Source organism: Streptomyces sp. NBC_00440 (assembly GCF_036014215.1).
Classification (GTDB): domain Bacteria; phylum Actinomycetota; class Actinomycetes; order Streptomycetales; family Streptomycetaceae; genus Streptomyces.
Genome location: NZ_CP107921.1, coordinates 3,729,293 through 3,742,765 on the forward strand (window position 1 = coordinate 3,729,293; position 13,473 = coordinate 3,742,765).

Below are 13,473 nucleotides of genomic sequence, written 5' to 3' on the forward strand. Positions count from 1 at the left end.
GTCAGGAGGCTGTCAGATTCCCGTTTTCAGCCGATGCCGGGCCGGGGCTGGGGCCGGGGCCAGGGCCGGGGCCGGGCAGCATGCTGGACGTGTTCACCCAGTTCCGCGTTCACGGTGACCGCCGTCAGGTCGTCTCCCAGACCGGGTCTCCCAGACCCAGGGCAAGAAGAAATAAGCAGTTTGCTGCAAGCTCCCGGTAGAGGGGGTCGCGGCTCCCCTCTGAAATGCCTCGCTCGACCCGGTTCCGCGCTGAGGGAGGCGCCGGGGGGCAGGGAGTTCTCCCCTAACCGCCTCCCTCCCGGCAAGGCTCTGCAGCCGGACGAACCGCCGCGCTGAGGGCCCCCAGCGGACTCAGAGCAAACGAGAGCCCCTGGCCTGCGCCAGGAGCGCAGGCCAGGGGCGTGATCGCTACTCTTACTTCTTCTTGCCCTGGTTCTTGACGGCCTCGATGGCCGCGGCAGCCGCGTCCGGGTCCAGGTACGTGCCGCCGGGGTTGACGGGCTTGAAGTCGGCGTCCAGCTCGTACGCGAGCGGGATGCCCGTCGGGATGTTCAGGCCCGCGATGTCCGCGTCCGAGATGCCGTCGAGGTGCTTGACCAGCGCGCGCAGCGAGTTGCCGTGTGCGGCGACCAGGACCGTGCGGCCGGCGAGCAGGTCCGGGACGATGCCGTCGTACCAGTACGGCAGCATCCGGACGACGACGTCCTTCAGGCACTCGGTGCGCGGGCGCAGCTCCGGCGGGATCGTCGCGTACCGCGCGTCGCCGCTCTGCGAGTACGGCGCGCCGTCCTCCAGGACCGGCGGCGGGGTGTCGTACGAACGGCGCCACAGCATGAACTGCTCCTCGCCGAACTCGGCGAGCGTCTGCGCCTTGTCCTTGCCCTGGAGCGCGCCGTAGTGCCGCTCGTTCAGTCGCCAGGAGCGGTGCACGGGGATCCAGTGGCGGTCCGCCGCCTCCAGCGAGAGCTGGGCGGTGCGGATGGCGCGCTTCTGGAGCGAGGTGTGCACGACATCGGGGAGCAGGCCGGCGTCCGTGAGCAGCTCACCGCCGCGGACCGCCTCCTTCTCGCCCTTCTGCGTCAGGTTGACGTCCACCCAACCGGTGAACTGATTCGTAGCGTTCCATTCGCTCTCGCCGTGGCGGAGGAGGATCAGCTTGTACGGTGCGTCGGCCATGACCCCGAGCCTAATCGACGGCAGGACGGCCGCTGATTGACGCCCTCCGTCAATTGAGTGGCAGGCCGGAACAGGCCGAACGTAATGTCCGTGGATATACAGCACCACTTACATCCGAACCGTGCGGCGCTCACATCCACGTCCAGTTCTGCCAGGGGGAATACACGATGTCCGCAGCCGGTCTCACCGGGGTCAGACGCGCCGCACGGGAGAGCGTCTCGGGGCTGCCCCGGGCGTTCTGGTGGCTGTGGACCAGCACTCTGATCAACCGGCTCGGTGCGTTCGTCGCCACCTTCATGGCGCTCTATCTGACGCTGGACCGCGGGTACTCGGCCTCGTACGCGGGTCTGGTCGCCTCCCTCCACGGCCTCGGCGGTGTCGTGTCCTCGCTCGGCTCCGGTGTCATGACCGACCGGCTCGGCCGGCGGCCCACGCTGCTGGTCGCGCAGGTCTCGACGGCGTTCTCGGTGGCGCTGCTCGGCTTCATGCGGGACCCGGTGGCCATCGCCGGTGTCGCCTTCCTGGTCGGCATGGCATCGAACGCCTCGCGTCCGGCCGTGCAGGCGATGATGGCCGACATCGTGAAGCCCGAGGACCGGGTGCGCGCCTTCTCCCTCAATTACTGGGCGATCAACCTGGGGTTCGCGGTCTCGTCGGCGGGCGCGGGCTTCGTCGCGCAGTACAGCTATCTCGCGGGCTTCCTGGGCGAGGCGGCCCTGACCCTGGTCTGCGCGGTGCTGGTCTTCCTCAAGCTGCCCGAGTCCCGTCCGGTGCGTACGGCCGTGGAGCAGGCGACCGAATCGGCGGTCCGGCTGGGGACGGTTCTGCGCGACGGCCGGTTCATGAGCGTCGTCGGGCTGTCGTTCGTGGTCGCGCTGATCTTCCAGCAGGCATCGGTGGGGCTGCCGGTGGCGATGGGCAAGGACGGTTTCAGCAGCGCCGACTACGGCATGGCCGTCGCGGTCAACGGCGTACTGATCGTGGTGCTCCAGATCCCGGTGACCCGGTTCATCGAGCACCGCGACCCGCGCCGCCTGCTGGTCATCTCGTCGGTGGTGGCCGGGTACGGGTTCGGGCTCACCGCGTTCGCCGGTTCGGTGGGGCTGTACGCGCTGACGGTCTGCGTCTGGACCCTCGCCGAAATCGTCAACGCCCCCACCCAGACCGGGCTGGTGGTCCGCCTCTCCCCCGTCCACGGCCGGGGCCGCTACCAGGGGATGTACACGATGTCCTGGGCGGTGGCGGCGCTGATCGCCCCGCTGATGTCCGGGGTGATCATCGACCGGTTCGGGGCGGAGTGGCTGTGGGGGACGTGCGCGGTGCTGGGCACGGTGGCGGCGCTCGGGTACGGGGTGCTGATGCGGGGGCTGCCACCGCAGGGCGGACCCGGCGGACCCGGCGGACCCGGCGGACCCGGCCGCGGTGCGGCGCCCCGGTCCGCGGTGCGGACGGAGCCGGCCGGCCCGCGGTCCGTCACACCCGCACGTCGTCCCCGGTCCCTTGCGAGCTCTGCGGCGTCTGCGGCGTCCGCGGCGTCTGCGGGCTCTGCGGCGTCCGCGGTTCCGCCGTCACCCGGGTGCCCGGATGGAAGTACGAGCAGATGAAGGCGATGGCGAGCGCGCCGGCCATCCCGTAGAAGACCGCCCGGTTCGCCTCGGCGAAGTCCAGCCGGATCGCCCCCATCGCGTGCCGGGTCGCCGTCGCGACCGGGCCGCTGCCCGTCGGCTCGCTCGCATCGCCCTGCCCGGTGACGGCCTCGGCGATGCTGTGCGCCGTGCTCTTCGCGGTCCGGTCCGGCAGGCCTCTGGCGCGGAGGGTGTCGGCGACCCGGTCGGTGGTGACATGGGTGAGGACCGTGCCGAACACCGCGAGGCCCACGCTCGCCGCGTAGTAGCGCACCGTCTGCGTGATCCCGGTGACCTCCCCGTACGACGCGTCGATCGCGCGGTTCACCGCGTCCGTGGACGCCGGGGCGAGCAGGAATCCGATACCCGCCCCCGCCAGGGCCGCATAGGGCCACTGGTCGTGCATCGACAGGTCCGTCATCCGGTGCGCCCACAGGGCGAATCCGACGGCGCCCAGCGCGCAGCCCAGTTTCAGGGCCGGGCGGGCGCCGCGCCGGTCCAGGATGCGCCCGCCCCACTGGGAGGCGATGGCGAACCCGATGAAGAAATACAGCAGGAAGAGGGCCGCCTGGTTCGGTGACGCGCTCAGCGACACCTGCGCGTACACCGAGGCGAAGAAGAAGACCGGGACGAACGCGATCATAGCGAAGAACAGCACCACGACATCGACGGTGAAGGCCCGGTCCCGGAACACCCGGAGCCTGATGAGCGGGTGCCCGGTGCGGAGTTCCAGCGCGCCGAACACCAGCAGGACCAGCAGGCCGCCCACGATGCAGAGCCAGGTGGCGGCGCTGTCCCAGCCCCAGGCGGAAGCCTGCTGGAGCCCGAAGACGCTGAGCCCCATCCCCACGGCCACGAGCACCGCGCCCGGCACATCGAGCGGCTCACGGGTCGCGTTACGGGGGATACGGGCCCTGGCCGTCAGGACCAGGGCGATGACGGCGACGGGAACGTTGACCCAGAAGATCGCCCGCCACGTCCAGTCGGTGAGCCAGCCGCCCAGCAGCGGACCGACACACGTCAGGGCGCCGGACAGCCCGAAGAACAGCGCCAGGGCGCGTCCCCGCCGCTCCACCGGGAAGACCGCGACCACCACGGCGAGCGCCGCGGGGAACATCAGCGCCGCCCCCAGCCCCTGGACCGCCCGGAAGGCGATCAGCCAGGTCTCGGCGCCCCCGCCCTTGGGAACCGCACCGCACAGCGCCGATGCGATGGCGAAGACCAGCGTGCCGATCACCATGATCCGCCGGTGTCCGAAGATGTCCGAGAGCCGCCCGCCGAGCGCGAAGAACGCCGCCAGGGCCAGCAAATAGGCGTTGACCACCCACTGCATCCCGGACGCGGAGAGGCCGAGCTCATGGATGATGTCCGGCGCCGCGATGGCCACGATCGTCTGGTCGATGAACGTCATCGAGACGGCGAACAGCATGGCGGCCAGCGTCAGCGTCTGGTTCGGCGCGAATTTACCGGCGGCGGCCGCAGGAGAGGCGGAGGGGTCCCCTTTGTCGCTCATGAGGGAATAGTCCACCGAGGCCGGGGACCTCGCACGCCGGACCACCGGGGCCGGGGACCTCCCACGCCGGACCACCGGGGCCGAGGACCTCGCACGCCGGACCACCGGGGCCGAGGACCTCGCACGCCGGACCACCGGGGCCGGGGATCCCGCCCGTGGGGACGCCCGGCCCCGGGCGGGCGCGTGCGCGCTACGGGTTCAGCGCCCGCTGGGCGTCGTGCAGATTGGCCGGGTGTACGGATTCCGGCGCGCCGTAGGCCTCAAGACGCGTATGCAGATCGCCGGTGAAGTCGGGCACGTCGATCTGGCCGAACGGCCTGACCGTGCTGATCCCGACGCTCGCGCTGTACGGGGCGAGGCCGTCGATCTTCATCAGGCCCTCGCGGCCGTTGGTGACCCGGATGTTCCAGTGGGTGAACCGGGCACCGAAGAGCGGACCCGCCGAGGCGTCCCCGCCGTGCTGACCATCGTTGTTGACGGTGATGTCGGTCCGCACATTGGCGAACGGCAGGCCCCGGTGCGAGTCGAAGGTGCCCATCTCCATCACCCCGCGCGACCAGACGTTGTGGCTGGAGAGCCCCTCGACGTTGATGCCGTGCAGCTGGGTGCCCGCCGGGGCGGGCACGGTGCGCTCGGCGATCGTGAACTCCTCGACGAGGTTGTCGTGCGAGCCCTCCCGGCAGAAGTACGGGTGGTGCGAGCCCCGGCCCTCGACGCGAGTACGGCGCAGGGTGGTCGCGGACGCGGCGACAAGCCCGAAGCCGTTGTCGACGTCACGTACGACGACGTCGTCGGCCCAGCAGTCGTACGCGCACTGGAACGCGACGCCGTTGTACCCCTTGTCGAGCAGATGCGGCGACTGCGGGGTGAGGACTGCCCGGAGCGTGAGCCCCTCCACGGCCGACCCGGTCAGCGGCGCGACATGCGTGGTGAGGCGGGGGTCCCACTCGGGGCGGATGTCGAGCGGGAGGGGGCGTTCCAGGGTGAGCCTGCGGCCGTGCACCGCCGTGATGCGCACCGGCCACTCGTACGGGACGTACGAGGTCAGCTTGGTCTTGTCGTCCCACTCGTACGCCTCGGGGCCCGGTCCGCCGCCCGACATGTGCTCCAGGAGCGTGTGCCCCGCGTCGTCCGCGAGCCGGAGCAGCACGAGGTCGCCGCGGCCGAGCTTCGCGGTGTCCGCGACGGTGACCGTGCGGTCGCCCTGCCGGGCCGGGGCGACGGTGGTGAGGGTGCGCCACTCGTCGCGCTTGTTGCCCGTCCAGCCCTCGAAGGGCCAGGCCGCGGCGGTGATGGCGGCCGTCAGGCTCGCGAACCGCGCCTCGGGGCAGAGCCAGATGAGCCCGCCCGCCCAGGACCACGAGGACTTGTTGCCGCCGTACCGGGAGCCGTAGGGACCGATCAGCTCGGTGAGGCTCTTCGTCGCGTACAGCGTGGTGCGGCCGCTGCCCGCGCCGCGCAGCACGACATTGCTGTGCCCGATGCGGATGAGGTCGTCGATACGGAAGGTGCCGGGCGGGATGAGGACCGTGCCGCCGCCGCGTCGGCCGGCAGCGGCGATGGCACGGTTGATCGCGGGCGCCGAGTCGGCGGAGCCGTCGGGGACCGCGCCGTACTCGCGGACGTCGGCGACGACGGGGAGCCGGGGGAAGCGGCGCTCGCCCGTACGCCGGCCCGCTCCGCCGATGTACGGGATCTGCGGGTGGGTGTACGGGGTCCGGGTGAACTCCCGCCAGAGCGGGGTGGTGGACGGGGTCCGGCCACGCGGTGCGGCCGTGGATGTCCCGCCCGTCGCGATGACGGCCGCGACGGCCGTGGCGCTGCCGAGCAGTGCGCGTCTGCTGATGTTCCCCATGGTGCCCGCCTCTTTCATGGATGTTCATGTCTGTGAACAGAGTTCATGAGTGCGTCGGTCGTGAGCATGCCACGGGAGCCAGGAGGCGGGGAAGAGGCGTGCGCGGAGTCGCCCAGAATCAAATCAACACCTCAAACTGTGCACCTTGGGTTGCACACTCTGGGGTGTCGTTCTACGGTGGCCGCATGACCGGAAACAGCGAGGACATCTCCGAACCGGCACGCCGGGCCGCGCGCGACGTGTGGGTGGTGACCAGCCGCGTACGCCGTCGGCTCATCGCCCTGGAGGGCGAGGGCGAGGGCGATCTGACATCGGCACAGGCATCGGTGCTGATGCGGCTGGACAAGCAAGGACCGGCGTCGGCGAGCGATCTCGCCGTGACCGAGCGGGTGCGCCCGCAGTCGATCGCGAAGATCGTCGCCACGCTGGAGCAGGGCGGCCTCGTGGAGCGGCACCCCGACCCCGACGACGGCCGCCGCCAGCTGATCACCCTGACCGAGCTGGGCCGCAAGCAGCGCTCGGGAGACCGGCGGGCGCGCGAGACCTGGCTCGCGCGGGCCCTTCAGGAGCAGGCGACACCGGAGCAGCTGGAGGCGGTCATCGCGGCGATGGCCGTGCTGGACGACGTGGCGCAGTCGTGACGTCCATCGCCGAGCGGGTGCGCGGCCGGCGGGAGGCCGGTCCCGGCGGGTTCAACCGCAAGCTGGTCACACCGATGATCCTGGGTTCGGTCCTGAACCCGATCAACTCGTCCATGCTGGCCGTGGCGCTGATCCCGATCGGGAAGGCGTTCGGTGCGGCACCGTCGCAGACGGCGTGGCTGGTATCGGCGCTGTATCTGGCAACGGCGATAGGCCAGCCGGTCATCGGCCGGCTCGTCGACTCCTACGGCGCGCGCACTCTCTACCTGACCGGCACCGCGGTAGTCGGTCTCGCGGGGCTTCTCGGCGTTTTCGCTCCGAACCTCGGAGTGCTGATCGTCTCCCGGGTCCTGCTGGGATTCGGTACGTCGGCGGCGTACCCCGCTTCCATGTACCTGCTGCGGTCCGAATCGGCGCGCACCGGCATGAAGAGCCCGAGCGGCGTCCTGGCCGCACTGTCGCTCTCCAACCAGGTCATCGCGGTGATCGGCCCCACCCTGGGCGGTCTGCTGATCGGCGCGGGCGGCTGGCATCTGATCTTCGGCGTCAACGTGCCGCTCTCCGCGGCCTGTCTCGTCCTGGGAGCGCTGCGGCTGTCGCGGCGCGGGAAGCCGGAGCAGGGGGCACCGCCCGAGCCCGGCCAGCGGCTGGACGCCTGGGGCATGGGCCTCTTCGCGGGGACGCTCACCGCGTTCATGCTGTTCCTGATGAACCCCGGCCTCGCGCAGTGGTACCTGCTGGTGATCGCCGCCGCGGCGGGTACGGGGTTCGTCCGGCGGGAGCTGCGGTGCGCGGAGCCGTTCATCGACCTGCGGATCCTGCGGGGCAACGCGCCGCTGCTTGCCACCTACGGCCGCCAGTTGCTGGCCTACACCACGTCGTACGCCTTCCTCTACGGCTTCACCCAGTGGCTGGAGGAGGGCCGCTCCCTCAGCGCATCGGGTGCCGGGCTGCTCCTGCTGCCGATGTCGGCCGCCGCCGTCACCGTGACGGCCCTCACCGGTCGCAGGCCCGAAATCCGCGGCAAGCTGATGGCGGGCGCCGTGGTCCAGATCATCGCCTGCGCGGCACTGCTGCTGCTCGACACCTCCAGCCCCGTCTGGCTGCTGGCCCTCGTCGGCGCGGCCGTCGGCATCCCGCAGGGGCTGAATGGCCTGGCCAACCAGAACGCCCTCTACGCCCAGGCCGATCCGGCCCGCATGGGTTCGTCGGCCGGTCTCCTGCGCACCTTCATGTACGTCGGCGCGCTGCTGGCCTCCGCCGCCAACGCCGCCTTCTACCAGCACGGCGCCACCACGGGCGGACTTCACCACCTCAGCTGGCTCCTGCTGGCGGTCGCCGGGCTGTTCCTTGTCGTCACCGTGGCCGACCGCTCACTGTCCCGCGTCGGGCACGGTGACGACAGCCACGCGGGCGGCCATGCGGGCGGCCACGCGGACAGCCACCAGAGCAAGGACAACCAGGACAAGGACAGCCAGGGCCAGGACAATCTCTAGCCCTTCATTCCGCGTTCCCCGTCACCCGTCCCCTGTTCCCCTTCAACACCGCACGCTCGTCAAGAAAGCAGGCCCCACCCATGACCGTCACCACCCTTGACCCGAAGTCCGCTCTGGTCGTCATCGACCTGCAGAACGGGGTCATGGCAGTGCCCGGTGGCCCCTACACCACCGGCGATGTCCTGACCCGCACCGTGGAGCTGGCCGACGCCTTCCGCTCCCGCGGCCTTCCGGTCGTCCTGGTCCGCGTCACCTTCGCCGCCGACGGCTCCGACAGGACGCCCGGACGCACCGACACACCCAGCCCCGGCTACACCCCGCCGGCCGGCTGGGACCACGTCGTGGATGCCCTCACCGGCCACGACCAGGACATCACGGTCACCAAGCGGAACTGGTCGGCCTTCTACGGCACCGACCTCGACATGCAGCTGCGCCGCCGGGGCGTCACCCAGATCGTGCTGACCGGGGTCGCCACCAGCATCGGCGTGGAGTCCACCGCACGCGCCGCCCACGAGCACGGCTACCACGTCACCGTGGCCACCGACGCCGTCACCGACAGCGACGGGGCCGCCCACCACAACAGCGTCGAGAAGATCTTCCCCCGGATCGCCGAGACCGGCACCAGCTCGGACATCCTCACGGTCCTGGACAGGACCCACTCCTGACGGTCCCGCCGGCCCGGCCGGGGCCGGTGTGCACGTCCGTCGCGGGGCGTTTTCCCGCGACGGGCGCGGACGTCAGCCCTCGGCTCCGTTCCCGCCCTCGGCCTCGCGGGTCAGATGCGTGAACGCGTCCAGGTTCCGGGTCGGCTCGCCCCGCGACACCCGCCACGCGTACTCCCGCTTGATCGCACTCGCGAAACCCAGCTCAAGCAGTGTGTTGAAGGGCCCGTCGGCCGCCTCCAGGACCGCCCCCAGCAGCCGGTCGATCTCATCCGGTGTGACCACGGACAGCGGCAGCTTCCCGGCGAGATAGATGTCGCCGAGCGAGTCGATCGCGTAACTCACCCCGTACAGCCGGAGGTTGCGCTCCAGAAGCCACCGGTGCACCCCGGCGTCGTTCTCGTCGGGGTGCCGGATCACGAACGCGTTGACCGACAGCGAGTGCTTCCCGACGATCAGCGAGCACGTGGTGGAGAGCTTCCGGGTGCCGGGGAGCTTCACCACGTAGGAGCCGGGCTCCGGGTTCTCCCACTCCAGCTCGGCGTCCTTGAACGCCTGCTCCAGGACCTCTCGTACGTCAGCCTCGCCAGCCTGATCAGCCATGGTGCGAGCGTACGCGACGGCGGTGTTCGTGCATCGCGGCCGTGTAGACGTCCGCGGTCGCCGACGCGGCCGTGTCCCAGCCGAACCGTCCGGCGTGGCGCGCGGCGGCCCCGCCCATCTCGTCCACCAGCTGCGGATTCTCGATGAAGCGGCGCAGCGCCACCGCGTACCGCGCCGGGTCGTGGCCGGGGATCAGGAACCCGGTCGTCCCTTCGCGTACGGCGACGGGCAGCCCGCCGACCTCGGCGGCCACCACCGGAGTGCCGGCCGCCTGGGCCTCGATGGCGACCAGACCGAAGGATTCGTTGTACGAGGGCATGACCAGCACGGACGCGGCCCGGAACCAGTCGGCGAGCTGGTCCTGGCCGACCGGCGGGTTGAACCGGACGATGTCCGAGATACCGAGGCGGGCGGCCAGCTTCTGCAGGCCCTCCGGCTTGGCGAGGCCGCTGCCGCTGGGGCCGCCGACCACCGGCACCACCATGCGCTTGCGCAGCGAGGGGTCCTGGTCGAGCAGGACGGCCACCGCGCGCAGCAGGACGTCGGGGGCTTTGAGCGGTTGTATGCGGCCGGCGAAGAGCGGTACGAAGGCGTCCTGCGGCAGCCCGAGGCGGGCCCGGGCTGCCGACCGCCCGTCGGCGGGGCGGAAGCGGTCGAGGTTCACGCCGGGGTGGACGACGGCGACCTTGCCGGGGTCGGCCTCGTAGTGGCGTACCAGCTCGTCGGCCTCCTCATCGGTGTTGGCGATGAGCCGGTCGGAGGCCCGCACGATCTGCGTCTCGCCGATGACCCGCGCGGCGGGTTCGGGCGTGTCACCGTCGGCCAGCGCGGCGTTCTTGACCTTCGCCATGGTGTGCATGGCGTGGACGAGCGGCGCGCCCCAGCGCTCGGCGGCGAGCCAGCCGACGTGGCCGGAGAGCCAGTAGTGGGAGTGCACCAGGTCGTAGTAGCCGGGGCGGTGTCCGGCCCAGGCCTGCATCACACCGTGGGTGAAGGCACAGAGCTGGGCGGGCAGCTCCTCCTTGGCAAGACCCTCGTAGGGACCGGCGTCGACATGGCGTACGAGCACGCCGGGCGCGAGATCCACCAGCGGCGGGAGGCCGCCCGTGGTGGCGCGGGTGAAGATCTCCACCTCGATGTTGATCGCGGCCAGCCGCTTCGCCAGCTCCACGATGTAGACGTTCATACCGCCCGCGTCGCCGGTGCCCGGCTGGTGCAGGGGCGAGGTGTGCACGCTGAGCATGGCGACCCTGCGCGGCTTGCGGTGCCCGGCGAACTTCAGCCTGGGGGGCCGCGCGGGTCCCGTGATCCGGCCCCCGAGCCGGGACACGTACTGGCTCACGTGGACGGTCCTCTCCTCGCGCGTGCACGGTCGACTCCAGGGCAGGCGCACCCCGTCTGAGGTCTGGAACAGCGGGATACCCTGCCGCATTTCCGCTTTGCCGAATAATTACCTTGACACCCCTCACATACCCTCGGCGCATGGCCCGACCCTCCCCACGCCGCTCCGACGACGGCCGCTCTCCCGGTGACAGCTCTGCCGGCAGCCGGTCCGGAGTCCGTGCGGCGGGCGCCCGTCCGGCCAGCGCCCGTCCGGCCAGTGCCCGTCCAGTGGGTGCCGTGACCCGCGGGACCACCAACCCCAACCGGCTGCGCCGCATGGACCGCTGGATCGCCGCGGTGCACGGGCCCGCCCTGCGGCGCTCGGCCGATCCCCTCGCCGTGGACCTCGGATACGGGGCGGCCCCCTGGACCGCCGTGGAACTGCTCCAGCGGCTGCGCACCGCCGCGCCCGCGGCCGAGGTCGTCGGCATCGAGATCGAGCCGGCCAGGGTCGCGGCAGCGAAGCCGTACGAGCGGCCGGGGCTGTCCTTCCGGCACGGCGGCTTCGAAGTGCCGCTGGACGGCCGCAGCCCCTCGCTGATCCGGGCGGCCAATGTGCTGCGGCAGTACGACGAGGAGCAGGTCGCCGCCGTCTGGCAGCGGCTGTGCGCGCGGCTCGCACCGGACGGGCTGCTGGTCGAGGGCACCTGTGACGAGATCGGGCGGCGGCATGTGTGGGTCGCGCTCGGGCCGGGCGGGCCGCGCACGGTGACGTTCGCGACCCGGCTCGGCTCGCTGCACCAGCCGTCCGATCTGGCGGAGCGGCTGCCGAAGGCGCTGATCCACCGGAACGTCCCCGGCGAGCCGGTGCACGCCTTTCTGCGCGACTTCGACCGCGCCTGGGCCGCGGCGGCCCCGTACGCCTCGCTCGGCGCCCGGCAGCGGTGGATCACCGCCGTGCGCTCCCTCGCGGCCGACTGGCCGCTGGCCGACGACGTCCGCAGGTGGCGCCAGGGTGAAATCACCGTGAACTGGGCGGCGCTGGCCCCGCTTCCGGGAACTTGAACCCGGGTCCGTTCGTCGGACCGGGCAGGGAGTGACGCGGGGGCACGGGTGGGGCCGGGGAGTTGTTGTACGCCTCTGTCGCATTCGCGCAGGGCATGGCACTATCGCGCCAGCGCCACCTAAGTTACTGACGGTAAATCAGCTCTGGAGGGGGAGCTCGTGAACCGACGCCGCTGTGTCGCCGCCGCGATCACGCTGGTCTGCGCGGTGACCGTACTGACCGCGCCGACTGCCGCGTACGCCGATCCCAGGCCATCGCACTCCGGGTCTCCGGACTCCGGATCCGGCGGGTCCGGTTCCGGCGGCGGCTCCGACTCTTCGAGCTCCGGTCCTTCGAGCTCCGGTTCTCCGAGTTCCGGCACCGACCGTCTCGAAGCCGTCCGTCAGAAGATCGACGACCTCTACCGCCAGGCCGGGTCCGCCACGGACGCGTACAACCTGGCCAAGGAGCAGTCCAAGAAGCAGTCGTCCGAGATCGTGAAACTGGCCCAGAGCATCGTGAAGGGCCAGTCGAAGATCACCGCGCTGAAGAAGCAGGCGGGCGCCGAGGCCCGTGCCCAGTACCGGGACAGCGGCCTGCCGCCCGCGGCGCAGCTGATGCTCAGCGGCGACCCGGACAGCTTCCTCGACGGCGCCGACCGACTGCGCTCGGGGCAGCAGGCGCAGAAGAACCTGCTGGCCGAAATGGACCAGACCCAGAAGGACTTGACGGCGTACACCCAGGACGCCAGCGACCAGTGGCAGAAGCTGGAGTCCAACCGCAAGAAGCAGGCCAAGAAGAAGAAGGACATCCAGCAGAAGATCGAGGCGGCCAAGAAGCTCGAATCGAGCCTGGCCAAGAAGGAACGCGAACGGCTCAAGAAGCTTGAGGAGGACCAGGAGTTCAAGGCCCAGACGGCCTGGCTCAGCTCGGGCATCCTGAAGGAGATCAACAACAAGGCGAGCGCCGAGGGCAAGAAGGCCGTCAAGTTCGCCACGGACCAGATCGGCAAGCCGTACGTGTGGGGCGCGGCGGGGCCGAAATCGTTCGACTGCTCCGGGCTGACCTCCCAGGCGTGGTTGGCGGCCGGGGACCCGATCCCGCGCACCTCGCAGGAGCAGTGGAAGCAGCTGCCGCACGTCCAGGTGAAGGACATGCGCCCCGGGGACCTCATCATCTACTTCTCGGACGCGACCCATGTCGGGATGTACATCGGGGACGGGGCGATGGTGAACGCGCCGAGGCCCGGCAGGAACGTCACGATCGGCGGTGCGGGCTCGATGCCGATCCTCGGCGTGGTCCGGCCCGACAAGTAACCTCCCGCCCTTCCCCGCCGCCCGTCGTACCGTCGCATCCCCCGCCCTTCCCGCCGCCCGTCGTACCGTCGTGTCCCCCACCCTTCACTGCCGTGTCCGCCGCCCTTCCCGGCTGTCCCCCCTTCCCGCTGTCCGTGGCGTGCGTCACCCCCGGCCGGCCGGGCAGACGAGTGACGTTCGTCATGGGTCGGCACCCCGTCAAACCGCCGGATGCGGGC

At 71.0% G+C, this 13,473-nt stretch carries 10 protein-coding genes and 1 pseudogene; 6 read left to right on the forward strand and 5 right to left on the reverse strand.

Annotation, left to right across the window (positions count from 1 at the left end; translation table 11 throughout):
- Window positions 1-414 precede the first annotated feature (414 nt).
- Window positions 415-1,176: a phosphoglyceromutase gene (locus tag OHB13_RS16745; RefSeq protein ID WP_266855536.1), complete on the reverse strand. Its 762-nt coding sequence runs from the start codon at window positions 1,174-1,176 to the stop codon at window positions 415-417.
- A gap of 167 nt (window positions 1,177-1,343) precedes the next feature.
- Between OHB13_RS16745 and OHB13_RS16750 the strand changes: the two are divergent.
- Window positions 1,344-2,636, forward strand: a pseudogene (locus OHB13_RS16750) (MDR family MFS transporter); the annotation flags it as partial.
- 13 nt (window positions 2,637-2,649) lie between these two features.
- Here the strand turns inward: OHB13_RS16750 and OHB13_RS16755 are convergent.
- Both OHB13_RS16755 and OHB13_RS16760 read right to left on the reverse strand, forming a co-directional pair.
- Window positions 2,650-4,314, reverse strand: a complete 1,665-nt coding sequence (locus OHB13_RS16755; protein ID WP_443062948.1) for an MFS transporter — start codon at window positions 4,312-4,314, stop codon at window positions 2,650-2,652.
- 190 nt (window positions 4,315-4,504) lie between these two features.
- Window positions 4,505-6,169, reverse strand: coding sequence for a glycosyl hydrolase family 28-related protein (locus OHB13_RS16760; protein WP_328377660.1), 1,665 nt, complete (start codon window positions 6,167-6,169; stop codon window positions 4,505-4,507).
- Between the two features lie 185 nt (window positions 6,170-6,354).
- Here OHB13_RS16760 and OHB13_RS16765 point away from each other — a divergent pair, with 185 nt between their 5' ends.
- From OHB13_RS16765 to OHB13_RS16775, 3 genes are all read left to right on the forward strand, one after another.
- A complete protein-coding gene (locus OHB13_RS16765; RefSeq protein WP_266855533.1) occupies window positions 6,355-6,810 on the forward strand; it encodes a MarR family winged helix-turn-helix transcriptional regulator in 456 nt (151 codons plus the stop codon).
- 74 nt (window positions 6,811-6,884) lie between these two features.
- The gene (locus OHB13_RS16770) at window positions 6,885-8,306 is read left to right on the forward strand and encodes an MFS transporter (RefSeq protein WP_443063001.1); all 1,422 of its coding nucleotides are present in this window, start codon (window positions 6,885-6,887) and stop codon (window positions 8,304-8,306) included.
- Between the two features lie 80 nt (window positions 8,307-8,386).
- Window positions 8,387-8,971, forward strand: coding sequence for a hydrolase (locus tag OHB13_RS16775; protein ID WP_328377662.1), 585 nt, complete (start codon window positions 8,387-8,389; stop codon window positions 8,969-8,971).
- Window positions 8,972-9,043: 72 nt separating this feature from the next.
- Here the strand turns inward: OHB13_RS16775 and OHB13_RS16780 are convergent, their stop codons facing one another.
- On the reverse strand, window positions 9,044-9,571 hold the full coding sequence (locus OHB13_RS16780) for a YbjN domain-containing protein (RefSeq protein WP_266855530.1): 528 nt from the start codon (window positions 9,569-9,571) through the stop codon (window positions 9,044-9,046).
- Window positions 9,564-10,913 carry a D-inositol-3-phosphate glycosyltransferase gene (gene mshA / locus OHB13_RS16785; protein WP_328377663.1) on the reverse strand — a complete coding sequence of 450 codons (1,350 nt, stop codon included), beginning with the start codon at window positions 10,911-10,913 and terminating at the stop codon, window positions 9,564-9,566. The genes OHB13_RS16780 and mshA overlap by 8 nt, the downstream gene beginning before the upstream one ends.
- A 317-nt stretch (window positions 10,914-11,230) precedes the next feature.
- Here mshA and OHB13_RS16790 point away from each other — a divergent pair, with 317 nt between their 5' ends.
- Together OHB13_RS16790 and OHB13_RS16795 are read left to right on the forward strand one after the other, a co-directional pair.
- Window positions 11,231-11,959 (forward strand): class I SAM-dependent methyltransferase, encoded by a 729-nt coding sequence (locus tag OHB13_RS16790; protein WP_266860935.1) that lies wholly within the window; start codon window positions 11,231-11,233, stop codon window positions 11,957-11,959.
- Window positions 11,960-12,118: 159 nt separating this feature from the next.
- On the forward strand, window positions 12,119-13,255 hold the full coding sequence (locus OHB13_RS16795; protein WP_328377664.1) for a C40 family peptidase: 1,137 nt from the start codon (window positions 12,119-12,121) through the stop codon (window positions 13,253-13,255).
- Window positions 13,256-13,473 lie beyond the last annotated feature (218 nt).